Origin of the sequence: Pseudorhodoferax soli, from assembly GCF_003337555.1 — a bacterium.
Lineage (GTDB): Bacteria > Pseudomonadota > Gammaproteobacteria > Burkholderiales > Burkholderiaceae_C > Pseudorhodoferax > Pseudorhodoferax soli.
This window is the reverse complement of sequence record NZ_QPJK01000005.1, coordinates 562999-587749: the sequence shown is the minus strand read 5'-3', so window position 1 is coordinate 587749 and position 24751 is coordinate 562999. Positions and strand designations below refer to the sequence as shown.

At 70.3% G+C, this 24751-nt stretch carries 25 protein-coding genes; 8 read left to right on the top strand and 17 right to left on the bottom strand.

Annotated elements, in window-relative coordinates; all coding sequences use genetic code 11:
* The first annotated feature begins 86 nt into the window (after window positions 1–86).
* The 4 genes from DES41_RS20600 to DES41_RS20585 are packed head-to-tail and all read left to right on the top strand — an operon-like array spanning window position 87 to window position 4607.
* Complete coding sequence (locus tag DES41_RS20600; protein WP_114469505.1) at window positions 87–1079, top strand: BMP family protein; 993 nt, start codon at window positions 87–89, stop codon at window positions 1077–1079.
* On the top strand, window positions 1076–2632 hold the full coding sequence (locus tag DES41_RS20595; RefSeq protein WP_114469504.1) for an ABC transporter ATP-binding protein: 1557 nt from the start codon (window positions 1076–1078) through the stop codon (window positions 2630–2632). Before DES41_RS20600 ends, DES41_RS20595 begins: the two co-directional genes overlap by 4 nt.
* Window positions 2629–3687: an ABC transporter permease gene (locus tag DES41_RS20590; protein ID WP_114469503.1), complete on the top strand. Its 1059-nt coding sequence runs from the start codon at window positions 2629–2631 to the stop codon at window positions 3685–3687. Before DES41_RS20595 ends, DES41_RS20590 begins: the two co-directional genes overlap by 4 nt.
* Window positions 3684–4607, top strand: coding sequence for an ABC transporter permease (locus DES41_RS20585; protein ID WP_114469502.1), 924 nt, complete (start codon window positions 3684–3686; stop codon window positions 4605–4607). The genes DES41_RS20590 and DES41_RS20585 overlap by 4 nt, the downstream gene beginning before the upstream one ends.
* A 9-nt stretch (window positions 4608–4616) precedes the next feature.
* Here DES41_RS20585 and DES41_RS20580 read toward each other — a convergent pair whose 3' ends face one another.
* Genes DES41_RS20580 through DES41_RS20560 form a run of 5 tightly spaced genes read right to left on the bottom strand, consistent with a single transcriptional unit; the run spans window position 4617 to window position 9300 of the window.
* Window positions 4617–5675 (bottom strand): ABC transporter substrate-binding protein, encoded by a 1059-nt coding sequence (locus DES41_RS20580; RefSeq protein WP_114469501.1) that lies wholly within the window; start codon window positions 5673–5675, stop codon window positions 4617–4619.
* Window positions 5676–5686: 11 nt separating this feature from the next.
* Window positions 5687–6532 (bottom strand): ABC transporter permease, encoded by an 846-nt coding sequence (locus tag DES41_RS20575; protein WP_114469500.1) that lies wholly within the window; start codon window positions 6530–6532, stop codon window positions 5687–5689.
* Window positions 6532–7350, bottom strand: a complete 819-nt coding sequence (locus tag DES41_RS20570; RefSeq protein ID WP_114469499.1) for an ABC transporter ATP-binding protein — start codon at window positions 7348–7350, stop codon at window positions 6532–6534. The genes DES41_RS20575 and DES41_RS20570 overlap by 1 nt, the downstream gene beginning before the upstream one ends.
* A 10-nt stretch (window positions 7351–7360) precedes the next feature.
* Window positions 7361–8131: an ABC transporter permease gene (locus DES41_RS20565; RefSeq protein ID WP_114469498.1), complete on the bottom strand. Its 771-nt coding sequence runs from the start codon at window positions 8129–8131 to the stop codon at window positions 7361–7363.
* 8 nt (window positions 8132–8139) lie between these two features.
* On the bottom strand, window positions 8140–9300 hold the full coding sequence (locus DES41_RS20560; RefSeq protein ID WP_114469497.1) for an aromatic ring-hydroxylating oxygenase subunit alpha: 1161 nt from the start codon (window positions 9298–9300) through the stop codon (window positions 8140–8142).
* A gap of 238 nt (window positions 9301–9538) precedes the next feature.
* Here DES41_RS20560 and DES41_RS20555 point away from each other — a divergent pair, with 238 nt between their 5' ends.
* Complete coding sequence (locus tag DES41_RS20555) at window positions 9539–10282, top strand: tRNA-uridine aminocarboxypropyltransferase (protein ID WP_114469496.1); 744 nt, start codon at window positions 9539–9541, stop codon at window positions 10280–10282.
* On the opposite strand, the gene DES41_RS20550 is transcribed toward DES41_RS20555, so the two are convergent.
* The 10 genes from DES41_RS20550 to DES41_RS20505 form a co-directional block, all read right to left on the bottom strand.
* Window positions 10265–11020 carry a hypothetical protein gene (locus tag DES41_RS20550; RefSeq protein WP_114469495.1) on the bottom strand — a complete coding sequence of 252 codons (756 nt, stop codon included), beginning with the start codon at window positions 11018–11020 and terminating at the stop codon, window positions 10265–10267. The genes DES41_RS20555 and DES41_RS20550 overlap by 18 nt on opposite strands.
* 12 nt (window positions 11021–11032) lie before the next feature.
* Window positions 11033–11968 (bottom strand): SMP-30/gluconolactonase/LRE family protein, encoded by a 936-nt coding sequence (locus DES41_RS20545; RefSeq protein ID WP_114469494.1) that lies wholly within the window; start codon window positions 11966–11968, stop codon window positions 11033–11035.
* Entirely contained in the window at window positions 11968–12792 is an 825-nt protein-coding gene (locus tag DES41_RS20540; RefSeq protein ID WP_114469493.1) for an amidohydrolase family protein, read from the bottom strand. Before DES41_RS20540 ends, DES41_RS20545 begins: the two co-directional genes overlap by 1 nt.
* Window positions 12793–12838: 46 nt before the next feature.
* Window positions 12839–13798 (bottom strand): Bug family tripartite tricarboxylate transporter substrate binding protein, encoded by a 960-nt coding sequence (locus tag DES41_RS20535; protein ID WP_114469492.1) that lies wholly within the window; start codon window positions 13796–13798, stop codon window positions 12839–12841.
* Between the two features lie 43 nt (window positions 13799–13841).
* On the bottom strand, window positions 13842–14819 hold the full coding sequence (locus tag DES41_RS20530; RefSeq protein WP_245965792.1) for a Bug family tripartite tricarboxylate transporter substrate binding protein: 978 nt from the start codon (window positions 14817–14819) through the stop codon (window positions 13842–13844).
* Between the two features lie 11 nt (window positions 14820–14830).
* Window positions 14831–15757, bottom strand: coding sequence for an NAD(P)-dependent oxidoreductase (locus tag DES41_RS20525; RefSeq protein WP_114469490.1), 927 nt, complete (start codon window positions 15755–15757; stop codon window positions 14831–14833).
* Window positions 15754–16443 carry an RraA family protein gene (locus DES41_RS20520; RefSeq protein WP_114469489.1) on the bottom strand — a complete coding sequence of 230 codons (690 nt, stop codon included), beginning with the start codon at window positions 16441–16443 and terminating at the stop codon, window positions 15754–15756. Before DES41_RS20520 ends, DES41_RS20525 begins: the two co-directional genes overlap by 4 nt.
* Window positions 16444–16563: 120 nt before the next feature.
* Window positions 16564–17571: a Bug family tripartite tricarboxylate transporter substrate binding protein gene (locus DES41_RS20515; protein WP_114469488.1), complete on the bottom strand. Its 1008-nt coding sequence runs from the start codon at window positions 17569–17571 to the stop codon at window positions 16564–16566.
* 136 nt (window positions 17572–17707) lie between these two features.
* Complete coding sequence (locus tag DES41_RS20510) at window positions 17708–18610, bottom strand: LysR family transcriptional regulator (RefSeq protein ID WP_114469487.1); 903 nt, start codon at window positions 18608–18610, stop codon at window positions 17708–17710.
* Window positions 18611–18668: 58 nt separating this feature from the next.
* Window positions 18669–20258 (bottom strand): phospholipase D family protein, encoded by a 1590-nt coding sequence (locus DES41_RS20505; RefSeq protein ID WP_114469486.1) that lies wholly within the window; start codon window positions 20256–20258, stop codon window positions 18669–18671.
* Window positions 20259–20411: 153 nt separating this feature from the next.
* Here DES41_RS20505 and DES41_RS20500 point away from each other — a divergent pair, with 153 nt between their 5' ends.
* Complete coding sequence (locus DES41_RS20500) at window positions 20412–20951, top strand: peroxiredoxin (RefSeq protein ID WP_114469485.1); 540 nt, start codon at window positions 20412–20414, stop codon at window positions 20949–20951.
* Between the two features lie 4 nt (window positions 20952–20955).
* On the opposite strand, the gene DES41_RS20495 is transcribed toward DES41_RS20500, so the two are convergent.
* Both DES41_RS20495 and DES41_RS20490 read right to left on the bottom strand, forming a co-directional pair.
* Window positions 20956–22419, bottom strand: coding sequence for a sensor histidine kinase (locus tag DES41_RS20495; RefSeq protein ID WP_114469484.1), 1464 nt, complete (start codon window positions 22417–22419; stop codon window positions 20956–20958).
* The gene (locus DES41_RS20490; RefSeq protein ID WP_114469483.1) at window positions 22416–23153 is read right to left on the bottom strand and encodes a response regulator transcription factor; all 738 of its coding nucleotides are present in this window, start codon (window positions 23151–23153) and stop codon (window positions 22416–22418) included. The genes DES41_RS20495 and DES41_RS20490 overlap by 4 nt, the downstream gene beginning before the upstream one ends.
* 98 nt (window positions 23154–23251) lie before the next feature.
* On the opposite strand from DES41_RS20490, the gene DES41_RS20485 reads away from it, so the two are divergent.
* Together DES41_RS20485 and DES41_RS20480 are read left to right on the top strand one after the other, a co-directional pair.
* Entirely contained in the window at window positions 23252–23908 is a 657-nt protein-coding gene (locus DES41_RS20485) for a cytochrome b/b6 domain-containing protein (RefSeq protein ID WP_114469564.1), read from the top strand.
* A complete protein-coding gene (locus DES41_RS20480; protein ID WP_114469482.1) occupies window positions 23905–24696 on the top strand; it encodes a molybdopterin-dependent oxidoreductase in 792 nt (263 codons plus the stop codon). The genes DES41_RS20485 and DES41_RS20480 overlap by 4 nt, the downstream gene beginning before the upstream one ends.
* The last annotated feature ends 55 nt before the right edge of the window (window positions 24697–24751 follow it).

The window sequence follows — 24751 nt, the reverse complement described above, 5'->3', positions numbered from 1 at the left end:
CCGCCCCATGGACGGTCGCGGCACCGTGGCACCGATATTGCTGGACAGCGCAGCCGCCCGTCCGCGCCACAAGGAGTGAACACAACATGACCCAGCGCCGTCCCCTGATCCTCGCCGCCGCCATCGCCGCCATCGGCCTGCCGCACCTCGCCCTCGCCCAGCAGGCCAAGCCCAAGGTCGCCGCGGTCTACACCGTGCCCTTCGAGCAGCAATGGGTGGGCCGCATCCACAAGGCGCTCAAGGCCGCCGAGGCCCGCGGCGAGATCGAATACAAGGCCACCGAGAACGTGGCCAATGCCGACTACGAGCGCGTGCTGCGCGAGTACGCCACGGCCGGCAACCAGCTCATCGTGGGCGAGGCCTTCGCCGTGGAGGCGGCCGCGCGCAAGGTCGCCAAGGACTTCCCCAAGACCATGTTCCTCATGGGCAGCTCGGGCAAGCCGCAGGCGCCCAACTTCAGCGTGTTCGACAACTACATCCAGGAGCCGGCCTACCTCACGGGCATGGTGGCCGGCGGCATGACCAAGTCGAACAAGATCGGCCTGGTCGGCGGCTTCCCAATTCCCGAGGTCAACCGCCTCATGAACGCCTTCATGGCCGGCGCGAAGGAAATCAATCCCAAGGCGGAGTTCAGCGTGAGCTTCATCAACAGCTGGTTCGATCCGCCCAAGGCCAAGGAAGCCGCCTTCGCCATGGTCGACAAGGGCGCCGACATCCTCTATGCCGAGCGCTTCGGCGTGAGCGACGCGGCCAAGGAGCGCAAGGTCCTGGCCATCGGCAACGTGATCGACACCCAGGCCCAGTACCCCGACACCGTGGTCGTCTCCGCGCTGTGGAACATGGAGCCCTCGATCGACCGTGCCCTCAAGCTGGTCAAGGACGGCCAGTTCAAGCCCGAGGAGTACGGCGTGTACTCGCACATGCAGCACAAGGGCTCGGCACTGTCGCCGCTCGGCACCTTCGAGAAGAAGATCCCGGCCGACCTGGTGGCCAAGGTGCGCGCGCGCGAGGCCGAGATCCTGGCCGGCAAGTTCACCGTGAAGATCGACGACGGCCAGCCCAAACCCACCGCCAAATGAGGGCGGACGCGCCCACGGTGCTGCGCCTTGAAGGCATCACCAAGCGCTTTGGCAGCCTGCTCGCCAACGACGGCATCGCGCTGGATCTGCGCGAAGGCGAGGTACTGGCCCTGCTGGGCGAGAACGGCGCCGGCAAATCGACGCTGATGTCCATCCTGTTCGGCCACTACACCGCCGACGCGGGCCGCATCGAGGTGTTCGGCCGGCCGCTTGCGCCCGGCAACCCGCGCGCCGCGCTGGCAGCCGGCGTGGGCATGGTGCACCAGCACTTCGCGCTGGCCGACAACCTCAGCGTGCTCGACAACATCATCCTGGGCACCGAGCCGCTGTGGCGGCCCCTGTTGCGGCGCGCCGCCGCACGCACGCACCTGCTCGATGTGGCCCGGCGCTTCGGCCTGCCCGTGGACCCGGATGTGCGCGTGGGCGACCTCTCGGTCGGCGAACGCCAGCGCGTGGAGATCCTCAAGGCCCTGTACCGCGGCGCGCGCATCCTGATCCTCGACGAACCCACGGCCGTGCTGACGCCGCAGGAGAGCGAGCAGCTGTTCGACACCCTGGCCGGGATGGTCGCGCAGGGCCTGGCCGTCATCTTCATCAGCCACAAGCTCGGCGAGGTGCTGCGCGTGTCGCACCGCGTGGCCGTGCTGCGCCACGGCAAGCTCGTGGCCGAGGGCCGCACCGCCGACTGCGACCAGGCCCAGCTCGCACGCTGGATGGTGGGCCATGCCGTGCAGCAGCGCGAGCGCCAGCCGGCGCACAAGATCGGTGCCGTGGTGTGCGAGCTGATGAACGTGCGCACCGCCGGCCATGGCAACGACCGTCTGCGCGACCTCTCGCTGACGCTGCGCGCCGGCGAGATCACGGCGATCGCCGGCGTGTCCGGCAACGGCCAGGCCGCGCTGGCCGAGTTGTTGACCGGCATGCGCGCTGCGACCGCCGGCACCGCCACGCTGCAGGGCCGGCCGCTGCCCCGCACGCCGGGTGCGCTGGTGCAGCAGGGCGTGGCACGGATTCCGGAGGACCGGCACGGCACGGGCGTGGTCGGCGACCTGCCGCTGTGGGAGAACGCCGTCGCCGAGCGGCTGCGCTCGCCCATGTTCTCCCGCGCACGGGCCGGCCTGCGCTGGATCCGCCGACGCGCCGCCACTGCGCAGGCCCAGCGCATCGTGGACACCTTCGACGTGCGTGGCGGCGGCCTGCGCACGCCGGCCCGGTCGCTCTCGGGCGGCAACATGCAGAAACTGATCCTGGGCCGGGCGCTGTTGCCGACGGCCGACGCGCAGTCTTCCGTCCCCGCGCTCATCGTCGTGCACCAGCCGACCTGGGGGCTGGACATCGGCGCCGTCGCCTTCGTGCAGCAGCAGCTGATCGCGGCGCGCGATGCAGGCGCGGCCCTGCTGCTGATCTCCGACGACCTGGACGAGGTGCTGACGCTGGGCGACCGCGTGGCGGTGATGCACGCCGGCCACCTGGGGCCGGCGCGGCCCGCCGAAGCATGGACGCGCGAGGCCATCGGCCTGGCCATGGCCGGCAGCGCGGAGGTGCCGGCATGAGGCTGGAACGTCGCCATGAGGTCTCGCGCGGCGCGCTGCTGCTGGCGCCTGTGGGTGCGGTCGCGTTCACGCTGCTCGTCGCCGCGCTGCTCGTGCTGTGGGCCGGCGCACCCGTCGCGCGCACCTACGGCCTGCTGCTCGCGGGCGGCTTCGGTTCGGTGTTCGCCTGGAGCGAGACGCTCACGCGCGCCATCCCGCTGATCCTGACCGGCCTGGCCGCAACCGTGGCCTTCAAGGCCAGGCTGTTCAACATCGGCGCAGAAGGCCAGCTCTACGCGGGCGCCATCGCCGCGGTGGCCGTCGGCGGCATGCACGGTGGCACCGGCCTCGAATGGCCCGTGTGGCTGCTGTTCCCGCTCATGATGCTGGCGGCGGCGCTGGCCGGCGCCCTGTTGCTGCTGGGACCGGCGCTCATGAAGAACAAGCTCGGCGTGGACGAGGTCGTCACCACGCTGCTGTTCAACTTCATCATGCTGCTGGCCGTCGGCGCGCTGCTGGACGGGCCGATGAAAGACCCGCTGGCCATGGGCTGGCCGCAAAGCGTGGCGCTGCAGGGCGAGCTGGAACTGTCCAAGCTCGTCGCGCAGACGCGCGTGCACACCGGCCTGCTGTGGGGCCTCGTGCTGGCCGTCGCGGTCTGGGCCATCTTCCGCTTCACGGTGCTGGGCTTCGACATCCGCGCGCTGGGCGCCAACGCGCGCGGCGCGGCTTTCGCGGGTGTTCCCGTCACACGCACCGTGGTGCTCACCGCCCTGCTCTCGGGCGCGCTGGCCGGCCTGGCCGGTGCCATCGAGGTGGCGGGCCGCACCAGCTACGTGACGCTGGACATGTCGCCCAACTACGGCTACGCGGGCATCGTCATCGCCATGCTGGCCGGCCTGCACCCGCTGGGCGTGGTCGCCTCGGCGGTGTTCGTGGCCGGCGTGCTGGTCGGCGCCGACACCATGAGCCGCGCCGTGGGCGTGCCGACCTACATCGCCGACGTGATCGTCGCCACCGCGCTGCTGGCAGTGCTGGTGGCCACGCTGCTGACGCAGTACCGGGTACGCCGATGAGCGACATCCTGGACATCCTGGCCAACGGCGCCTTCTGGGTGGCGGTGCTGCGCATCGCCTCGCCGCTGATCCTCGGCACGCTCGGCGTGCTGCTGTGCGAGCGCGCCGGCGTGCTCAACCTGGGCATCGAGGGCATCATGGTCGCGGGAGCCTTCGCCGGCTGGCTGGCCGTCTACGCGGGCTGGCCGCTGTGGGTCGGCGTGGGCGTGGCGGCGCTGACGGGCGCCGTGTTCGGCCTGTTGCACGCCTTCCTGACCGTGGGATTGGCGCTGTCGCAGCATGTCTCGGGCCTGGGCATCACCATGCTGGCCACGGCGCTGTCGTACTACGGCTACCGCGTGAGCTTTCCGAAGGTGACGACGCCGCCCACGGTCACGCCCTTCGCGCCCATGGACTGGTTGCCCGTGCCCATCCTGAACGCGCTGACGCCGCTCACGCTGGCGGCCCTGCTGCTGGTGCCGCTGGTCGCCTATGCCCTGTACCGTACGCCGGCGGGCCTGGCGCTGCGCATGGTCGGCGAGAACCCGCAGGCCGCGGAAGGCCAGGGCCTGTCGGTGGCACGCACGCGCACGGCCGCCGTCGTGGCGGGTTCGGCGCTGATGGGCGTGGCGGGCAGCTTCCTCACGCTTTCGGCGTTCAACGCCTTCTTCTTCAACATGGTCAACGGCCGCGGCTGGATCTGCGTGGCGCTGGTGGTGTTCGCCTCCTGGCGGCCCGGCAAGGCGCTGCTGGGCGCGCTGCTGTTCGCGTTCTTCGACGCGCTGCAGCTGCGGCTGCAGCAGTCGGGCGATGCCGTTCTGCCCTACCAGCTGTACCTGATGCTGCCCTACGTGCTGTCCATCGTGGCGCTCATCGTGGTGGCGCGCAAGGCGGCCTATCCGCAGGCGCTCATGAAGCCGTACCGCAAGGGCGAGCGCTAGGGCCGCGGCTCACCGGTAGTTCCTGGCCTGCGCCTCGACCGCGTTGCGGTCGAACCTGTTGATCTCGGCGATGAACCTGTCGGTGTAGGCCTGACGCGGGTTGTAGCTGGCCGGCAGGTTGGCACCGGCCTCACGCGCCAGCCGGGCGATGGTGTCCCACTGCTCGGGCCGTGCGGCGCCGTATTGCATGCCGGGCGCCAGCTTGTAGCTGTCGAAGCGCGAGACGAAGACGCTCATGGCGTCCTTCATGGCCACCGCCGGATCGGCGTTCTGCGGCTTGGTCTGCGGGTAGACCTCCCAATGGATCTTGATCGCGCCTTCGGGATTCGCCAGGCCGAAATGCACGGCCTTGGCGATGCCGCGGCCCACCGCGACCACCACCTCGGGATGCTTCTCCAACATCTCGGTGCGTGTCACGATCACGTTGCCGACCAGGTCGTCGTAGAAGCCCGGCTTGAATTCGGTGAACTGCGCTCCGCGGTTCTCCAGGCTCGCCACGGCCGTGTCCCAGGCGGCCCAGGCCACGATGTCGCCGCGTTGCAGGGCCAGGGCCGGCGGCGCGCCGGTGCCGGTGGCGATGATCTTCACGTCTTTGCCGAAGGCCAGGCCGGCCTCGCGGAACAGGCCACCGAAGTAGCCGCTGCTGGCCTCCAGCACCGGCATGCCGATGGTCTTGCCCTGGAGGTCCTTGACGCTCTTGATGGCCGAATCCTTGGGCACCACGAGCTTGGAGATCGGCGCGCGGGCGTGCACGTAGAAGGCCTGCACCGGCATGCCCTGGGCCTGCGCCTGCATCAGCGCCTCGGCCGTCACGGTGATGAAGTCCATCTTGCCCGAGGCCACCATCTGCAGGCCGGCCACGGCGCCCGCCGCGCCGAACACATCCACCTCCACGTTGTCGGCTGCCCAGTAGCCCATCTTGCGGGGAATGGACGAATGGCCGGCGTGGCCGGTGGAGATGTCCACCGTCGTCGGGCCGAAGCTGGTCTTGTAGGGGCCGGCGGCCAGGGCCGCGCTGGCGGCGAACAGCGCGGCGGCGGCCAGCGCGAGACGGTGCAGGTGGGGCATGGTGAACTCCTTCAGGAACGGGACGGGGAAGACGGAGCGGCCTCTGCCGGCATCCAGGACAGCAGCCGGCGGCGCAGCAGCGCGACCGCGCCGTGCAGCAGCATCCCGATGCCGCCCAGCACAACCAGCACGCCATAGACCTTGGGCACCTCCATCTGCGAGTTGGACAGCACCATCTGGTAGCCCAGGCCGGCCGTGGCGCCGACGAACTCGCCGACCATGGCGCCCGTCAGCGCGAAGACGATGGCCACGTCGGCGCCGGCCATGATGAAGGGCAGCGCCGAGGGCAGCTGCACATGGCGGAACACCTGCCAGCGGCTGGCCGAGAGCGCGCGCATCACATCGAGGCGGCCCGGGTCGCAGCTCTTGAGGCCCGCGATCACGTTGACGACGATGGGGAAGAACGCGATCAGCGCCGCCACCGCCACCTTGGACGACAGGCCGAAGCCGAACCACGCCACGAACAGCGGCGCCAGCGCGATCTTGGGCAGGGTCTGGATGGCCACCAGGTAGCCGTAGACCGTGCGTTCGACGAGCCGGCTCTGCGCGATGAGCCCGCCCACCGCGATGCCAGCCGCCAGCGCGATGGCGAAGCCCGTGAGCGTGGCGCCCAGCGTGACCTGGGCGTTGGCCCACAGCGAGCCGTCGCGCGCCATGGTGGCGATGGCCGCGAACACCTGGCTGGGCGGCGGCAGCAGGTAGGCGCCGATGCCCAGCAGCGCCACGCCCCACTCCCAGGCCGCGAAGATCAGCGCGATGGCCGCCGCCGGCAACGCCAGGTCGCCGGCGCGCGCCAGCCATGCGGCCGCACGGCGCGGGGGTGCAAGGCCGGGAATGTCCATGCCGAGCGCCGCCATCACGCCGCCTTGCGCAGGGGCAGCGCAGCGTGGTTGGCCGCTTCCGAGCGGTCCAGCGCCTGGCGCAGTTCGCCCACATGGGCGCCGAACGCAGCATCGGCCATGACGGAGAGCGGCCGCTCGTCGCCCAGCGCGATGCCGACCTCGCCGACGATGCGGCCGGGCCTGGGCGACATCACGAACACCCGGCTGCTCAGGTACACCGCCTCGGGGATGGAGTGCGTGATCAGGAAGATCGTCTTGTTCGACTGCTTCCAGATCCGGCGCAGCTCGAAGTTCATGTTGTCGCGCGTGATCGCGTCCAGCGCGCCGAAGGGTTCGTCCATGAGCAGGATCTCGGGGTCGTGCAGCAGCGCACGTGCGATCGACACGCGCTGGCGCATGCCGCCCGAGAGCTCGTGCGGCAGCTTGCGCTCGAAGCCGCGCAGGCCGACCAGTTCGAGCAGTTCGCGGGCACGCGCGCGGCTCTGCTCCATGTCCAGGTGCAGCACCTGGGCCGGCAGCAGCACGTTGTCCAGGATGTTGCGCCAGGGCAGCAGGTTGGCGTCCTGGAAGGCCACGCCCACGCTGCGGCTGGGGCCTTTCAGCGCCTGGCCGCGGATCTCGGCGCTGCCCTGGTACTGGCCGACCAGGCCAGCGAGGATGCGCAGCAAGGTGGTCTTGCCGCAACCGGACGGCCCCACCACGCTGACGAATTCGCCGGCGCCGATCTGCATGGAGATGTCGGCTAGGGCGGTCACCTGCTCGGCGGCCACGCTGCGGTAGACCTTGGTCAGCCGCTCGACCGCGATCATGGGAACGGAGTTCGGTGCGCTCATGGGGCGGCCCTCAGGTGGATGGGATGGTCTCGGCCGGCGCCCAGGCCAGCAGCCGGCGCTGCGCGAAGCGCACCGCGCTGTACAGCACGAAGCCGAGCAGGCCCAGCATCAGCAGGATCGAGAAGATCTGCGCCGTGTCCAGCTCGTTGTTGGCCAAGAGGATCAGCGTGCCCAGGCCTTCCTTGGCGCCCAGGAACTCGCCCGTCACGGCGCCCAGCACGACGAAGGACGCCGCCACGTTGATGCCGGCGAACACGAAGGGCAGCGCGTTGGGCAGCTTGACCCAGCGGAAGGTCTGCCAGCGGCCCGCGCCTAGCGCACGCATGACATCGACCTTGCCCGCGTCGCAGCTCTTGAGGCCCGCGATCGTGTTGATCAGGATCGGGAAGAAGCCCAGCAGACCCGCCAGGACGATCTTCGACTGGATGCCGTAGCCCAGCCAGATGATGACCAGCGGCGCCAGCGCCACCTTGGGCATGGCCTGCAGCGCCACCAGCAGCGGGTACAGCGCCTTCTCGAGCCAGCGCAGCTCGGCGATGAGTGCGCCCAGCGCCACGCCGGCTGCCAGCGCCAGCACGAAGCCGCCCAGCGCCTCGCCAGCCGTCAGCGCCGCATGCTGCAGGTACACGCCGTTGGACAAGCCCGTCCACAGCGAGCGCGCCACCGCCGTGGGCGGCGGCAGCACGAAGGCCGAGATGCCGAAGGCGCGCACGCTGCCCTCCCACAGCAGCAGCAGGAACGCGATGCCGGCCGGCGGCAGCCAGGTGTCGAGCGTGCGCATGGCCGGGCTCAGGCGCCGACGACCTGGTCGATGATCCAGCGGTCGTAGTCGTGCACGAGCCGGTCGGGCTCGGCATAGCAGCCGCGTCGGTTGACCAGCGAACGCAGGCCGCGCTGCTGCCACTCGGCGGCGTCGCGGTCCTCGGCGCGCACGGTGGCGGAGGTCTCGGCGTACCTGGCGATGATGGCCTCGAATTCCGGGATCTCGGTGCTGGCTTTGGGCACCATCATCGAGCTGACCAGCAATGTCTCGGTGGGGCCCTTGGGATGCACCTCGTGGATCGACAGGCTGTCGACCGCATAGCCCATCAGCGCATTGGCGTGCACCACGGGAAAGAAGGTGCCGCGCTTCATCTCGGGCGGCAGGTCCAGCTCGGGCAGCTTGCGCTCGCCTTCGGGCACGCCGCGCGTGCCGTCGAAGTAGGTGTAGTGCATGAGGTAGTTGCCCTTGAACACCGCCGGGTCGTGGAAGTCGCGCTTGGAGACCTTCTTCTTCGCGATCGACGTCTGGTGCACGAAGGGCACGTGCAGGCCGTCGCTGAAGTTCTCGCTGAACAGCTTCCAGTTGGCGTTGACGGTCAGTTCGGTGCGGTTCACGCAGACCATCTCGTCGGCGTGCCATGGCTTCGTGCGCTCGGGCAGGTCGCCCAGGTGCTCGGCCAGGCTGCAGCTGGCGGGGTCGAGGTTGATCCACATGAGCCCGTCGAACAGCTCGAGCTTGACCTGCCGCAGGCCGTGCTCTGCCTTCTTGAAGCAGGCGCTCTCGTCCACCAGCGGCGTGGCGAACAGCTGGCCCTTGAGGTCGAACGTCCAGGCGTGGTAGGGGCACTTCATGAACTTGCACTCGCCCGAACCCGTCATGACCTCGGCGCCGCGGTGCGCGCAGGAGTTGACGAACGCGCGCACCTGCATGTCGTCGCCGCGCACCACGATCAGCGGCACGCCGATGAAGTCGAAGGTGTAGTAGCTGCCCGCGGCCGGCACCTTGCTGTGGTGGCCGATGCAGTTCCAGTGGCGAAAGAAGATGCGGTCGCGCTCGGCCTCGAAGAAGCGCTGCGAGGTATAGGTCCACGGCGGCATCGTCTCGGCCTGCGCCAAGGGCCGGCGCACGCTGTCGAAGTGGGCGGGGTCGAGCACGTTCTCGGGCTCTCGGACGGACACGGCAAGCATGGAGATCCTTTCGTGGTCTGTCAGGCACGCCACCGCCCTCGCCTGTCCCGGCTGCACCAGATCGATGCCTGCGGAACCGCCTCGGCTCATGTGGTATGCCACCTGTTTGGAAAAACGCACCCGGATCGTGAATCTTCCCGGCCCAAAGAGTGCGGTACACCACATATCGCAACATGCGTGCCAAAGAGTGGCGCCGGTCGTGGCGGGGGCGGTCCGGCCCTGGACCGACAATCGCCGCATGCCCCATGCCGTTTCCCAGCTGCGCGCCGACCGGCTCACGCACAGCGTCAAGCCCTTTCTCGCACGCCGCGGCTCGCGCAGCCCGCGCTGCGCCGGCTGCCGCCTCTTGCCCAGCCACTGCCTCTGCGGGCTGCGTCCCATGGTGCCCACACGCGCAGGCATGTGCCTGCTGATGGCCGACATCGAGCCGCTCAAGCCCAGCAACACCGGCTGGCTGATCGCCGACATGGTGGCCGACACCTACGCCTTCGGCTGGGCGCGCACAGAGGTCGATCCCGCCCTGCTCGCGCTGCTGGCCGACCCGCAATGGCAGCCCTATGTGGTGTTCCCGGGCGAGTACGCAGCGCCCGAGCGCGTGGTGCACGCCGTGCAGCCAGACGCGGCCGCACCGGCCAGGCGCCCGCTCTTCATCCTGCTGGACGGCACCTGGTCAGAGGCGCGCAAGATGTTCGGCAAGAGCCCGTACCTGGCCGGCTTGCCGGTGTTGAGCCTGGAACCCGACCGGGCTTCGGCGTACAGGCTGCGCCGCTCGCGCCGCAACGACCACTTCTGCACCAGCGAGGTGGCCGCGCTGTGCCTGGCGCTGGCCGGCGAGACGGTGGCGGCCGAGACGCTGAACGCCTACCTGGACGTGTTCACCTACCACTACCTGCAGGCGCGCAACCAGCAGCCCGTCGACCCCGACAGCCCCGCGCACCAGCGGCTGCGCGAAGCAGCCGAGACGTCAGCCGCGCTGGCCTGAGTGCGGCAGCAAGGCCTTGGCGGCCTCGATGCGCAAGGCCATGGGCACGGATTCGTCGTCCATCACCCTGCGCAGGAAACGCACCGGGTCGCCCGCCGCAGCCATGGCCGGCGGCTGCGCCGGGGCCTGCGGCGGAGGGGCCGGCGCGGCCTGCACCGCCGGTTCCACCGGCGCGGCCAGCGCCTGCAGCGCGGCTTCGAATGCCGCCTGGCCGGTGACCGCGATGCCGCGCAGCAGGCTGGCCTGGCCCTCTTCGTTGGGCGGAATGTCGAGCCAGGGCGTGTCGCCGAAGACCGGCGCGAGATCGGGCGCGAGGAACGCCGACCAGTTGCCCGTGGCGGGCTGCGCCGCGGGAACCGGCTGGACGGTGTGTTGCAGGTCGGGCGTGGGCAGCAGGCGCACGCGGCGGGCGTCGACATCGGCCAGGAAACGCTGGCGCAAGCCTTCCAGGAAAGCATGGCCTTGCTCCGCCGTCACTGGCTCGGCCAGCGAGAACCACAGCTGCAGGGCGTCGGTGCCCGAGACCGCGATGGCCGGGGCCGGCAGATCCAGCTCGGCCTGCACGCCTTGCCAGACGCGCGACAGCACATCCCAATCGGGTGTGCGCGTCAGCTCGATGACGAGCGCGCGCACCTGGCCGTCCGGGCCGACCAGGGCTGCAGGCGGCGATGGCGCACCCGGCAAGGCAGGTTCGCGGACGAGGTACAGGCGCTGGAGTTCCGTGTGCAGTTTGTTCATGGCTGGGCGAGCTTACGCGCTCTGCCCGTGTCCCTCCCCGCGTGCCAGTGCCAACCCGGGCGCATCCATGGCCGTGCGCAGCACCTGCCCGTGCGTGGAGTCGGTCACATAGAGCGTGCGCCGGTCCGCACCGCCGAACGCGAGGTTGGTGAGGGACGCACCGGCCGCGCCGCGCAGCACCTGGACCGGCTCGGCCCGGTGGTTCAGCACCCAGACAACCCCCAGCCCCGGGTTGGCGACCAGCACCCTGCCCTGCGCGTCCACGGCCAGGCCGTCCGGGCCGCTGGGGCCATAGGAGGTGAAGAACTGGCTGACCTTGGCCACGCTGCCGTCCGGCAGCAGCGGCACGCGCCAGACGCAGTTGCCGCGCGTGACGGCCAGGTACAGCAGCTTGCCGTCGGGCGACAGGGCCACCCCGTTGGGACTGGGCACGTTGGCCAGCAGCAGGTCGAGCTGGCCATCGGGGCGCAGCCGGTAGAGCCGGCCGGTCGGGTCGTGCAGGCCGGTCTGGCCCTGGTCGGTGAAGTACAGGTTGCCGGCCGCGTCGAACACCAGGTCGTTGACGCCCTTGAAGCGCTCGGAGTTGCGGCGCTGCAGGTGCGGCGTGACCGCGCCCGTCGTCACGTCCAGCCGCATGAGGCCGTTCTTGTAGTCGGTGACGAGCAGCGTGCGCGCGTCCAGGAACTTGAGGCCGTTGGGCTCGCCGTCGTACTCTGCCACCAGCGACCACTGGCCCGCGGTGTCGATGCGGAACACGCGGCCCCAGGGGATGTCGCTCACGTAGAGGTTGCCGGCATCGTCGAACACCGGGCCTTCGAGGAAGGAGTCGGTGACGGCGCCGCCGCGGTTGGCATCGGCCCAGTCGCTGCGCTCGGGGCGGCGCAGGGCGGCGGGCATGGCGGTGAAGAGTTCCAGGTCGCGGACCTGGGGTGGTTGCAGCAGGAACATCAAGGATCTCCAGGAAAACCGTAGAGCCGGGCCGGGTTGGCGACGAGGATGCCATCCACCACGGCATCCGAGCCGCACCAGGCGCGCAGCACATCCAGCAGGTCGGCATCGTCGACGCTGCCGCTCGGCTCGGTGGTATGCGGCCAGTCGCTGCCCCAGAGCATGCGCTCGGGCGCAGCCTGCACGAAGGCCCGGCCCAGCGCCCGGGCGTCGCCATAGGCCGGCGCGCCGGTGCGCGACGCCATGTAGACACCCGAGAGCTTGAGCCAGGTGCGGCCCGCGTCCAGCAGCCCGCACAGCACGCCGAAGGCCGGGCTGGCCACGCCCAGGGCGGCGTCGATGCGGCCCAGGTGGTCGACGACCAGCGGCACGGGCAGGCGGGCCAGCAACGCCTGCATCGCGACGATCTGCGCGGGCGAGGCCAGCAACTGGATGTGCCAGCCCAGCCGAACGGCCTTGTGCGCCAGCCGCTCCAGCATGTGCGGGGTGGTGCATCCCCAGGACTGGGGCGAGACGAAGTTCACGCGCAGGCCGCAGACACCCGCGGCAGCCAGGCGGTCGAGTTCGGCGTCGCCGACTTCGGCATCGACCACGGCCACGCCGCGTGCGGCGCGCCCCAGCTGCGCCAGCGCGTCCAGCGTGCAGGCGTTGTCCGTGCCGTAGGTGGACGGCGTGACGATCACGCAACGCGAGAGGCCCAGGCGCTGCTGCAGCCGCCGGTAGGCGGCCACTTCGGCCCGCGGTGGCGTGCGCTGCCAGTGCGGCGATGGCGCGAAGCGCGGGTCGAAGATGTGCATGTGGCTGTCGCAGGCGCCAGCCGGCATGGCGCCGGGTGGCCGCTTGGGGCCGGCCGAGTGCGCAACCACCGGATCAGTCCAGCTTGATGCCGCCCTTGTGTACCACCTCGGCCCACTTGGCGTCTTCCTTCTTCAGGAAGGCGCCGAACTCGGCCGGCGTGGAGCCGACGGGCTGGGTGCCCATGTCGACGAAGCGCTGCCTGACTTCGTCCTCGGCCATGACCTCCACCAGCGCCTTGTGCAGCACCTGGACGGTGGCGGCCGGCACGCCCGCGGGCAGCAGCAGGCCATGCCATTCGTAGGCCTCGTAGCCGGGCACGACCGTCTCGGCCACGGTGGGCACGTTGGGCAGGCGCTTGCTGCGCTCGAGCGAGGACACCGCGAGCGCGCGCAGCTTGCCGGACTCCACCAGCGGCGCGGCGGCCGCCACGGTGGCGAACATGAAGTCCACCTGCCCGCCGGTCACGTCGACGATGGCCGGGCCGCCGCTCTTGTAGCCCACGTGCACCATGTCCAGGGCCAGCTTCTGGCGCAGCAGTTCGGAGGCCAGGCGCTGCACCGTGCCGCTGCCGCCCGAGGCGTAGTTGAGCTTGCCGGGCTGGGCCTTGGCGCGGGCCACGAGATCCTTCACGTCCTTGATCGGCGAATCGCCCTTGACGATCAACACGTTGGGTGCCAGGGCCACCAGCGCCAGCGGCTGCAGCGCGTCGGCCGCGTACGGCATCTTGGGGAACAGATGCGGGTTGATCGAGTACGGCGTCGCGTCGTAGAGCAGCGTGGTGCCGTCGGGCCTGGCCTTGGCCACATAGCTCTCGCCGATGGTGCCGCTGGCGCCTGCGCGGTTGTCCACGATCACGCTGGTGCCGAGCTTGGTTCCCAGGCGCTGGGCCAACACGCGGGCCAGCGCGTCGGCCGCGCCGCCGGGCGCGTAGGGCACGACGATGGTGACGGTCTTGTCAGTGAACTGCGCATGCGCGGCCACGCTGGCGACGATGGCGCAGGCGGCGACGAGGCCTTGGACGAATTTCTTCATGGGGAGTCTCCTGAGGGTTCGATGGTGTGGTGGCCGCGGACGTTCACTCGGCCTTGAGATCGAGCTCGCGGGCCAGCTGGGTGTTGTCCCGCACTTCGCGCTGCAGTTGCGCGGCGAACGGCGCGCCGCAGCTGCCCTGGGCTTCCATGCCCAGGCCGCGCAGCTTGTCCACCGTGGTACTGGCGCGCACGAAGTCCTGCGCCACCTGCGCAAGCCTGGCCAGCACGGGGGCCGGCGTGCCGGCCGGTGCCAGCAGGCCGTACCAGGCGTCGGCGCTGTAGCCCTTGACACCGGCCTCCTCGAAGGTCGGCACATCCGGCAGCAGCGGCGAGCGCTGCGGCGCAGCCACGGCCAGCGCCGTGAGCTTGCCCGACTGCAGCTGCGGCAGCACCGAGCCCAGCGTGGCGAACGAGCTGTCGACCTGGCCGCCCATCAGGTCGGTCACGGCCTGCGCCGCACCCTTGTACGGGATGTGGTTCATGCTCGTGCCCGTGAGCCGCGTGAAGTGCGCGCTCGCGAAATGGCCCGAGCTGCCGCTGCCCGGCGTGGCATAGGTGCGCTTGCCCGGTTCGGCCTTCACCTGTTGCAGGAAGGCGGCCAGCGTCTTGATCGGCATGGCCGGGCCGACCGCCAGCACCGTGGGGCTCAGCGCCAGCGTGCAGACCGGCGCGAACGACTTCAGCACGTCGAACTTCACGCGGCTGGCGTACAGCGCCGGGATCATGGTGTGGTTGGTCGCGCCCAGGAGCAGCGTGTAGCCGTCGGCCGGTGCGCTGGCCACGGCCTCGGCCGCCAGGATGGTGTTGGCGCCGGGCTTGTTGTCGACGATGACGGGCTGGCCGAGCTGGCGTGCCGCATGGTCGGCGAAGGCGCGCGCCACCACGTCGGTGGGGCCGCCGGCCGAGAAGCCGACGACGATGCGCACGGGCTTGGCCGGCCAAGCCGGCTGGGCCGACACGGCTGCACCGGCCAGCAGCAGCGCGCATCCGCCAATGCGCGCGAACATGGGGGCGTGGCGCATGCGGTGCCGCCTCATGCCGCCACCGGCTGGCGCGCCAGCACGGCCAGCAGGTTCTGCGCGGCCGCCACGCCCATGTTGACGTAGGCGTCGCTGGTCACGCCGCCGATGTGCGGGCTCAGCACGATGTTCTTCTCGCCCTGGAACGGGTGGCCCGCGACCATGGGCTCGACGGCGAAGCTGTCCAGGCCCGCGCTGGCCACCTGGCCTGCGCGCACGGCGGCCAACAGCGCGGCCTCGTCGATGAGGCCGCCGCGGGCGGTGTTGACGATGATCACGCCGCGCCTGCACTGGGCCAGCGTGGCGGCGTTGAGCAGGCCGCGGTTGTCTTCCGTGAGCGGGCAGTGCAGCGAGACGGCGTCGGACTCGCGCCAGAGCGTCGCGAGGTCCACGCTTTGCACGTAGGCCGGCAGGTTCTTCGCGAACGGGTCGAAGCCGATCACGCGCATGCCCAACGCATCGGCCATGCGCGCAAAGCGTAGTCCGATGGCGCCCAGGCCCACCAGGCCGACCGTGCGGCCGCCGAGCTCCAGGCTCTTGTGGACGGCCTTGTCCCAATGGCCGGTATGCATGCGCGCGTCGAGCGCCACGACGGACTTGGCGCAGGCCAGCAGCAGCGCAAGTGCCTGCTCGGCCACGGCGGCTGCATTCGCGCCCGCCGCCGCCACCACCTCGATCCCCCGCGCCTTCGCCGCCACCTTGTCGATGGTGTCCGTGCCGCTGCCGTGCTTGGAGATGACCTTCAGGGACGGCGCTGCGTCCATGATGGCCGCACTGACCTTGCCGTAGCGCACGATGATGGCCACGGGGTCGTGTGCCCGGCACAGCGCGACCAGGTCCTCCTCGGTCGGCGTCTTGCCGGCGTAGACGACTTCATGGCCGACCAGCAGGGCCAAGGCCTGCGGCGCCAGGTCGGCGCCCGTGACAAGGACTGCGCTCACAGCGTCTCCCCTTCCTTGAGCACGCCGGCCGCGCGCAGCGCGGACGTGAGCCACTTGGCTGCCGTGTCGCCGCCCTGGATGGCGGCGATGCGCGCGGCCTCGTCCTTGACCTTCTTCGCCGCCAGCGGCAGCAGGCTGGCGAGCTTCTCGCGCTCCACCACGACCACGCCGTCTGCGTCGCCGATCACGAAGTCGCCGGGGTAGACGGTGACGCCACCGACCGACACCGGATGGCCGATGCGCCCGCCCACGTTCTTGGTCGGCCCGTTGGGGTTGGTGCCGACGCTGAACACCGGGTAGTCCATCTCGTCGATCTCCAGGCTGTCGCGGGCGGCGCCGTCCAGCACCACGCCGGCGATGCCCAGCTTGCGGCAGGCGTTCATCATGATGGTGCCCATCAGTGCCGAGCTCTGGTCGCCTTTGCCGTCCACGACCAGTACGTCGCCGGGTTGTGCCAGCGCGATGGCGGCGTGGATCATGAGGTTGTCGCCAGGGCGCACTTCCACGGTCAGCGCCGTGCCGGCCAGCTTCATGCGCGGGTGCAGCGGCTTGATGCGGCCATGCAGGGCGCCGCGGCGGCCGGCCACGTCGGCAAAGATCGCGGGCTGGTACTGCGCGGCCTCGCGCACGAGGTCCGCGGGCACGCGGTCGAAGCTACGGATGATGTCGGGGAGCGTGGAGGACATGGTGGTCTTTCGGGACGTGGGATGGACGGGCATGGCGCTGCCCCGCAGGTGCTGGAACCCGCCTGCGGCAGCGTTGGTTGGATGGGGATGGGGATGGGGCGCAGCGGGTGCGCCCGCGGCTCAGTCGACCCTGGCGCCGGATTCCTGGACGACCTTGCCCCAGCGCACGATCTCGCTGCCGATCAAGGCACCGAACTGCTCGGGCGTGCTGCTGCGGACTTCGGCGCCCTGCGCGGCCAGCTTCTTCTTGACCTCGGCGTCGCCGATGGCCTGGTTGAAGGCGGTGTTCAGCCTGGCGACGACTTCCTTGGGCAGGCCGTCGGGGCCGGCCACGCCGAACCAGGTCACGGCCTCGAAGCCCTTGTAGCCGGACTCGGCCACCGTGGGCACGTTCGGCAGATCGGCCGTGCGCTGCTGCGAAGTCACGGCGATGGCGCGCATCTTGCCGTTCTTGATGTAGCCGATCAGCGTGGGCACGGACGACATGTACATCTGGATCTGGCCGCCGATCAGGTCGGTCGACCCCTGCGCAGCGCCCTTGTACGGAACGTGCGTGAATTTCACGCCCGCCTGCTTCTGCAGCAGCTCTGCCGCCAGGTGGGCCACCGTGCCGTTGCCCGAGCTGGCGTAGTTCAGCGCCTGGGGCTTGGCCTTGGCCGCGGCGATGACCTCGGCCAGGGTCTTGTACGGCGAGTCGGCCGCGACCACCAGCACCAGCGGCGCCTGTGCGACCAGGCCGACGGGCGCGAGGTCCTTCTCGGGTTTGTAGGGCAGCTTGGGGTACAGCGTGGGGTTGATCGCCAGGTTGCTGGTCTGCCCCAACACCAGCGTGTAGCCGTCGGCCGGCGCCTTGGCGGCGGCGTCCACGCCCAGGTTGCCGCCGGAGCCGGGCTTGTTGTCGATGATGATGGACCAGCCCTGCGTGGTGGCGACCTTGTTGGCCACTTCACGCGCGATCAGGTCGGTGCCGCCACCGGCCGGGAACGGCACGACCAGGCGGATCGGCCGTGAGGGCCAGGCGGCCTGGGCAACGGCCTGGGTGCTGGCGAGGCTGGTGCCGATGGCGGCGAGCGCCGAGGCGAGCAGGACGAGGCGGCGCTTGGCACCGGGGTGGCGGATGGCGGGCATGGGCTTGTCTCCAGATGGCCGAACTGCCTTGGCGCAACCGCTGCGGGCCGGCGTTCGATGGGGGCAAGTATTGGCGCGCGATTCCTATCGGTCCAATCGAATCTTTCTTGAAATCGATAAATCCGGCTTTGGTGGTTCAGGCCAGCATCTGGTGCGCGGTGTGGCGCACGAGCAGATCGATCAGCCGCTGCGTGGCGGGCGAGACATAGCCGCTGTCGCGCCAGGTGGCCACCAGCCGGCGGCGCATGGTCAGGGCCGGCAGTTCGACCTCGCGCAGCCCGGCGCCCGCACGCCCGGCCTGCAGGTGCAGGCGCGAGATGAAGCTCAAGAGGCCGGTCTCGCCGATCAGCGTGGGCAGCATCAGCAGCATGGTGGACTCCACCTGCACCACCGGCCGCGGCAGGTTGTGCCGGTCGAAGGTCTGGTCCAGCCAGTCGCGCGTGGGCGCGCCCGGCGTCTGCAGCACCCAGCGCCACTGCGCGAGGTCCTTGAGCGCGGGCCGGGGCTTGTCGAACACGGGATGGCCGGCGTGCGCGGCCACGACGATGGTGTCTTCGGCCAGCATCTGGGCGACGAAGCCCGGTTCCCTGGCGCCCTCGGTACCGACCATGAGGTCGATGTCGCCGGCGCGCAGCAGCGGCGTGAGCGCGTCGACCAGGGCCACATGGGTGCGCAGCGTCACATCGGGCGCCTCGGCGATCAGGTCCCGCGCCACGGGCGGCAGCAGGAACTGCGCGGCCGTCGGCACGATGCCCAGCTTGACGTGGCCGACCAGGCCGCGGCCGATGTCGCCGATCTCGCGCCGCGCGCTCTCCACATCCAGCCGCGTGCGCTGGGCCCAGCGCCGCAAAGCATGCCCGGCGGCGGTGAGCCGGATGCCGCGGCCGGTCTTCTCGAACAGCGCCGCGCCGCAGGCCTCCTCGAGCCGGCGCACGCAGCTGGTCAGCGCGGGCTGGGTGCGGTGCAGCCGCTCGGCTGCGCGGCCCATGTGCTCGAGCTCGGCGATGACTTCGAAGTACTGGAGATCGCGCAGGTCCACATGGGGCTCCGGGGGCAGGCGGGGTCGCGCCGCATCCTGCCACAGCCGGCGTGCGGCGCTACAGCAGCTGCTCCGGCACGAAGGGCGCGAGCAGCCAGGTCTTCAGGCGCATGGAGAAGCTGGAATCGGGTTCGGTCGTCAGCACCATCTCGCCTTGCAGGTCGTCGTCCACGGTCAGCCACTCGCAGCAGCGGCCGCTGGCCGACAGGCGCACGCGGTAGGCGCTTTGCAGCTTGTCGATGTCGATCACCCGCAGCAGCTCGCGCGCCAGCTGCGGGCTCTGCACGATGACGCCCATCTCGGTGTTGAGGCGGGCCGAGCGCGGGTCCAGGTTCATGGAGCCGATGAACAGCGTCTTGCGGTCGATCACCACCAGCTTGGCGTGCAGCCGCGCCTGCGAGGCGCCGAACAGCATGGACTGGCGCTTGTTCTTCATCACGCGGCTGGAGCTGAGCTCGTACAGGTCGATGCCCAGGCGCAGCATCTCGGGCCGGTACTGGCTGTAGCCGATGTGCACCGTGGGCTCGTCGGTGGACGCGAGCGAGTTGGTCAGGATCTGCAGCTTGAGCCCGCGCGCCGCCATCTCGCGCAGCCAGACCATGCCGGGCTGCCCCGGCACCAGGTAGGGCGAGGAGACGATCACCTCCTCCTGCGCCATGCGCATGGCGTCCAGCACGTTGTAGGTCACGCTGTTCATGAGCAGCATGCCCTTGGCCTCCATGACCTTGTTGGGCGTGTCGGCCAGCGCGATGGCCGTGCCCCAGATGAGGCCGACCTGGCCGGCGTCCAGGTCTTCGCGGATCGGGCCGTAGCCCAGCACGTCGTTGGGCGGCAGCGCGGCGGGCAGCTGCGTCATGGCCACGCCGGTGGCGATCTCGAACATGCTGCGCAGGGCCTCGGGCGACTCGTGGGTCCGCGCGACCATCCGCAGCGGGTAGACCGGGTCGCTGTTCCAGTAGCCGTCGAAGATGCGCGAGAGGTCGGCCACGACCGCGCCCACCACGAAGGCGTCCAGGTCGATGAAGTTGTCCAACGCGCCGCGCAGGTAGTACTCGTTGGCCACGTTGCGCCCGCCGACCACCGCCATCGCGCCATCGGCCACCATGAGCTTGTTGTGCATGCGGTGGTTGACACGGTTCCAGTCGCCGAAGGACAGTGCGAAGCGCGCCAGCGGCCCTGCCCCGCGCGCGCAGCAGAACGGGTTGAACAGCCGCAATTCCACGTTCGGGTGGCTGGCCAGCGCCAGCAGCAGCGGGTCCTCTCCCCCGGTGTACCAATCGTCCAGCAGCAGCCGCACGCGCACGCCACGCGCAGCGGCGTCGCGCAGCGCGCGCATGAGCAGCCGGCCGGTCTCGTCGTTCTGGATGTGGTAGTACTGCACGTCCAGCGTCTTCTGCGCGCGTTCGGCCAGCGTCAGCCGTGCGTCCAGCGAGTAGCTGCCCAATGGCAGCAGCCGGAAACCCGACAGCTCGGGCGCGGGAATCGAGCGCAGCGCAATGCGGCCCAGGGCGGTGTCGCCGTCGGCCGCGATGGCCTGGCTGGCTGGCATGTCGCCGGGCTGCTTCACGGGCAAGGCGGTGCAGCCGGCCAGCCACAGGGCGCACAGCCACACCAGGGTCAGACGCCAGCAGAGGTTTCTTGGATTCATGGCAGCACAGGGGTTGCAGCAACTGGAACGGGACGCGGGTCCACGGCGTGCAGCGCCACGCCGGGCGCCGTATCATGCGCCGGCTCGCGCGCCACTGCCCCACCCTGGATGGCTTTGTCGCGCACAAGCCGCACTTGCCGAAGGGACCCACCGATGCGCACCGCTTTCTGCCTCGCCCTGGCCTGCACCGCCTCCACGGCCTTCGCCGCGCTCGACCTGGGCGACAAGGCGCCCGACTTCTCGGCGCAGGCCGCACTGGCCGGCCAGGTCTTCCAGTATTCGCTGCACCAGGAGCTGGCCAAGGGGCCGGTGGTGCTGTACTTCTTTCCCATGGCGTTCTCCGAAGGCTGCTCCATCGAGGCGCACAACTTCGCCGAGGCCATCCCCGAGTTCAAGGCCCTCGGCGCCAGCGTGATCGGCGTCTCGCGCGACGAGATCGACACGCAGAAGCGCTTTTCCGTGTCGGCGTGCCGCGGCAAGTTCGCAGTGGCCGCCGATCCCGACCAATCCGTCATGAAAGCGTACGACGCGGTGCTCACGCTCAAGCCCGAGTACGCCAACCGCGTCTCCTACCTGATCGCGCCCGACGGCACCGTGGCCTACCAGTACACCAGCCTCAACTCGGACAAGCACGTGGAGAAGGTGCTGGGGGCCTTGCGCCAGTGGGCCGCCAAGCGGCCTGCGGCCCGGTAGAACCCTAGTCCAGCGCGAACCGGAACACGGCCCCCGCGCCAGCGCGCGGCTCGAGCCGGATGTCGCTGCCGTGCAGCTGCAGGATGCGCCGCACGATCATGAGCCCCAGCCCGCCGCCGCGCTCGCCACCGGATGCGAAGGCGGGCCGCGTGAAGATCACCGGCTGCAGCTCGCGCGGGATGCCCGGGCCGGTATCGGCCACCTCCACCTGCACGCCGGCGTCGCCATGCAACAGCCGCACCGCGATCTCGCCACCCTCGGGCGTGTGGCGGATGGCGTTGTCCAGCAGGTTGGTCAGCACGCGTTCGATCATGCCCAGGTCGGCATGCACCACCGGCAGGCCGGGGGCGATGTCGGCCACCAGGCGCTGGCGCCGCGCCTGCGCCGCCAGCTCGAACTTCTGGAACACGTCCTGCACCAGGTCGGCCAGCGCGAAACGTTCCTTCTCGGGCTTGACCACGCCGTATTCGAGCCGGGCCAGCTCGAACAGCTCCTGCGCCAGCCGGCCCACCTTGCGGCTCTGGCCCAGCGCGATGTCCAGGTAGCGGCGGCGCTCGTCGGCATCGAGCAGGTCGGCCTTCATGCGCAGCGTTTCCAGGTAGCCGTGCAGCGAGGTCAGCGGTGTGCGCAGGTCGTGCGAGATGTTGGCGAACAGCTCGCGCCGCTGCTGGTCCTGCGCCGTCAAGGCCTTCCATTGCGCGTCGATGCGCTGCGCCATCTGCACGAAGGACTGGCCGAGCACGCCGATCTCGTCGTTGCCGCGCGCCACCGCGTCCAGCGCCGGCGCGTGGCCCAGCGCCGCCACGCCGTCGCGCTCGAAATCCTGCACCGCGTCCGTCAGCTGGCGCAGCGGCCGCGTGATGAAGCGGAAGGCCAGCAGACCCGCGACCAGCCCGAGCAACGCCACCACCGCCATGGACCACAGCGTGGTGCGCAGCGCCGAACCCGCGGCGAGGTTGGCGCTGATGGCCGCCCGGTCTTCTCCTGACAGCACGACGTAGACATAGCCGGCAGCGCGGCCGTCGACCTGCAGCGGCGCTGCACTGAACACCTTGGGGCCCATGCCGCGCGGATCGTCGCCCAGCACCGGCAGGGGCGCACCGGCCAGCAGGCTGCGCACGGGCGCGAGGCTCACGCGTTCGAGCTTCAGGTGCCCGGGCGGCGCGGCCTGGGCCACGATGCGGCCGCCTGGGTCGAGCAGGTAGACCTCCACGCTCGGGTTCACGGCCATCAGCTTGTCGAACAGATCGCGCACCGCCTCGGCGTTGAGCCCGCCGCGCTGCATCAGCTCGGCGTTGCCGGCGATGTGCGCGGCCAGGCCCAGCGACAGGCGCTGCGTCACCTCGCGCTCGTGCCGCTCGCTGGCCGCCATCTGCAGCCAGGCCGACACGCCCGAGCAGGCCAGCAGCAGCACGGCGAACACCACCGAAAGGCGGCGCGACAGCGTCCAGGCGCCGGGGGACCTCATGCTGCGTCTCCGCCTTCATGGTCGCCGGACTCGCCCGCCACCAGCCGGTAGCCCCGGCCCCAGACCGTGAGGATGCGGCGCGGCTGCGCCGGGTCGGCCTCGACCTTGGTGCGCAGGCGGTTGATGTGCGTGTTGACGGTGTGCTCGTAGCCGTCGTGCTGGTAGCCCCAGACCTGGTTGAGCAGCTCCAGCCGCGAATACACCCGCCCTGGGTTGCGTGCGAAGAAGTGCAGCAGGTCGAACTCGCGCGGCGTCAGTTCGATCGGCCTGCCATCCACCTGCACCTCGCGCGTGACCGGGTCCAGGCCCAGCTTGCCGACCTCCAGCCGGCCCGCCTCCACACGGGCGTTGCGGGCCATGGCCTCGCTTCGGCGCAGCAGAGCGCGCACGCGGGCCACCAGTTCGAGCACCGAGAAGGGCTTGGCCAGGTAGTCGTCGGCGCCCAGCTCCAGGCCCAGGATGCGGTGCACCTCGCTGGAGCGCGCGCTGGTGATGATGATGGGCGTGTAGCGGGCCATGGCCCGGGCCGCGCGGCAGATCTCCAGCCCGTCCACGCCGGGCAGCATGAGGTCGAGCACCAGCGCATCCCACTGGCCACGGGACAGTTCGCGCATCCCGGCATGGCCGTCGGCCGCGTGCGTCACGGCATAGCCTTCGTCGTGCAGGTGCATGCGCAGCAGTTCGGCGATGTGGGCGTCGTCCTCGACGATCAGTACGCGCTTGGGGGTGTCCATGGGGCCGGATTGTGGGCGGAAGCCGGCCGCCGAGTTGTCACGATTAATTGAAGATTCCGTGATGAAACGGCGAGGGGGTGCGCACCACACTGCGCCCCATGCCAAGCCCAACACCCTCCAAGCGCCCCGCGCCGATCCACCCCGGCTGGATGCGCGCCAACCACTGGCTCAACGCGCTGGCTGTGCTGGTGCTGGTGGCCAGCGGCTGGCGCATCTACAACGCGGCGCCGTTCTTCCCGTTCGAATTTCCCAAGGCGCTGACGCTGGGCGGCTGGCTGGGTGGCGCGCTGCAATGGCACTTCGCGGCGATGTGGCTGCTGGCCGCCAACGGCCTGGTCTATCTGGTGCTGAACATTTTGAGCGGCCGGCTGGCCGCGAAGTTCTTCCCGCTCACGCTGCGCGGCATCCTGGCCGACGCCAAAGCCGCGCTGCGCGGTGCGCTGGCCCACACCGACCCGCGCCACTACAACAGCGTGCAGCGCGCCGCCTACCTGTTCGTGATGCTGGACACCGTGGTGCTGGTGCTCTCGGGCCTGGTGCTGTGGAAGTCGGTGCAGTTCGGCCTGCTGCGCGACCTGCTCGGCGGCTACGAGTTCGCACGCCGCATCCACTTCGTCGCCATGGCCGGCCTGGTCGGCTTCGTGGCGGTGCACCTGGTCATGGTGGCGCTGGTGCCACGCACGCTGCTGGCCATGCTGAGCGGCCGCGCCGGCCGCGAGGCACCCGCCGCACAAACCGCCAAGGAACTGGCATGAAGATCCTGCAACGCCCCCTGCTCCCCGGCGTCGACGCCCAGGCCGCGCTGGCCGAGGCCCGCCACCTGATCGGCCGCCGCGTCGAGCAACCGGCGCGCCGCGCCTTCCTGCAACGCACGTTGACGCTGGGCGGCCTGTCGATGCTGACGGGCTGCAGCATCAGCGACAACGCCGGGGTGGAGGCTGCGCTGACCCGCATCTCGCAGTTCAACGACAAGGTGCAGGGCCTGATCTTCGACCCCGCGCAACTGGCGCCGACCTACCCCGAATCGATGATCACGCGGCCCTTCCCGTTCAACGCCTACTACGGCGAAGACGAGATCCGCCAGGTGGACGAAGCCGCCTACCGGCTGGAAGTGACCGGCCTGGTGGCCGACAAGCGCCAGTGGACCTTGCCCGAACTGCGCGCCATGCAGCAGACCGACCAGGTCACCCGCCACATCTGCGTGGAAGGCTGGAGCGCCATCGGCAAATGGGGCGGCGTGCGCTTCTCCGACTTCCTGGCCCGCGTGGGCGCCGACACCAGCGCGAAGTTCATCGGCTTCAAGTGCGCCGACGACTACCACACCAGCATCGACATGCCGACCGCGCTGCACCCGCAGACGCTGCTGGCGCTGACGTACGACGGCGCGCCGCTGCCCCCGAAGTACGGCTTTCCGATGAAGCTGCGCATGCCCACCAAGCTGGGCTACAAGAACCCTAAACACATCCAGGCGATGTTCGTGACCAACACGAACCCTGGCGGCTACTGGGAAGACCAGGGCTACAACTGGTTCGGAGGCAGTTGAGGGCAGCCGCCCTCAGCGCTTGCGAAACGTGCGGCTGCGTTCATGACGAACCGGC

Coding starts and splice junctions, on each gene's coding strand:
- DES41_RS20600 (WP_114469505.1), top strand. CDS start 87: ATGACCCAGCGCCGTCCCCTGATCCTCGCCGCCGCCATCGCCGCCATC.
- DES41_RS20595 (WP_114469504.1), top strand. CDS start 1,076: ATGAGGGCGGACGCGCCCACGGTGCTGCGCCTTGAAGGCATCACCAAG.
- DES41_RS20590 (WP_114469503.1), top strand. CDS start 2,629: ATGAGGCTGGAACGTCGCCATGAGGTCTCGCGCGGCGCGCTGCTGCTG.
- DES41_RS20585 (WP_114469502.1), top strand. CDS start 3,684: ATGAGCGACATCCTGGACATCCTGGCCAACGGCGCCTTCTGGGTGGCG.
- DES41_RS20580 (WP_114469501.1), bottom strand. CDS start 5,675: ATGCCCCACCTGCACCGTCTCGCGCTGGCCGCCGCCGCGCTGTTCGCC.
- DES41_RS20575 (WP_114469500.1), bottom strand. CDS start 6,532: ATGGCGGCGCTCGGCATGGACATTCCCGGCCTTGCACCCCCGCGCCGT.
- DES41_RS20570 (WP_114469499.1), bottom strand. CDS start 7,350: ATGAGCGCACCGAACTCCGTTCCCATGATCGCGGTCGAGCGGCTGACC.
- DES41_RS20565 (WP_114469498.1), bottom strand. CDS start 8,131: ATGCGCACGCTCGACACCTGGCTGCCGCCGGCCGGCATCGCGTTCCTG.
- DES41_RS20560 (WP_114469497.1), bottom strand. CDS start 9,300: ATGCTTGCCGTGTCCGTCCGAGAGCCCGAGAACGTGCTCGACCCCGCC.
- DES41_RS20555 (WP_114469496.1), top strand. CDS start 9,539: ATGCCCCATGCCGTTTCCCAGCTGCGCGCCGACCGGCTCACGCACAGC.
- DES41_RS20550 (WP_114469495.1), bottom strand. CDS start 11,020: ATGAACAAACTGCACACGGAACTCCAGCGCCTGTACCTCGTCCGCGAA.
- DES41_RS20545 (WP_114469494.1), bottom strand. CDS start 11,968: ATGTTCCTGCTGCAACCACCCCAGGTCCGCGACCTGGAACTCTTCACC.
- DES41_RS20540 (WP_114469493.1), bottom strand. CDS start 12,792: ATGCCGGCTGGCGCCTGCGACAGCCACATGCACATCTTCGACCCGCGC.
- DES41_RS20535 (WP_114469492.1), bottom strand. CDS start 13,798: ATGAAGAAATTCGTCCAAGGCCTCGTCGCCGCCTGCGCCATCGTCGCC.
- DES41_RS20530 (WP_245965792.1), bottom strand. CDS start 14,819: ATGCGCCACGCCCCCATGTTCGCGCGCATTGGCGGATGCGCGCTGCTG.
- DES41_RS20520 (WP_114469489.1), bottom strand. CDS start 16,443: ATGTCCTCCACGCTCCCCGACATCATCCGTAGCTTCGACCGCGTGCCC.
- DES41_RS20515 (WP_114469488.1), bottom strand. CDS start 17,571: ATGCCCGCCATCCGCCACCCCGGTGCCAAGCGCCGCCTCGTCCTGCTC.
- DES41_RS20505 (WP_114469486.1), bottom strand. CDS start 20,258: ATGAATCCAAGAAACCTCTGCTGGCGTCTGACCCTGGTGTGGCTGTGC.
- DES41_RS20500 (WP_114469485.1), top strand. CDS start 20,412: ATGCGCACCGCTTTCTGCCTCGCCCTGGCCTGCACCGCCTCCACGGCC.
- DES41_RS20495 (WP_114469484.1), bottom strand. CDS start 22,419: ATGAGGTCCCCCGGCGCCTGGACGCTGTCGCGCCGCCTTTCGGTGGTG.
- DES41_RS20490 (WP_114469483.1), bottom strand. CDS start 23,153: ATGGACACCCCCAAGCGCGTACTGATCGTCGAGGACGACGCCCACATC.
- DES41_RS20485 (WP_114469564.1), top strand. CDS start 23,252: ATGCCAAGCCCAACACCCTCCAAGCGCCCCGCGCCGATCCACCCCGGC.
- DES41_RS20480 (WP_114469482.1), top strand. CDS start 23,905: ATGAAGATCCTGCAACGCCCCCTGCTCCCCGGCGTCGACGCCCAGGCC.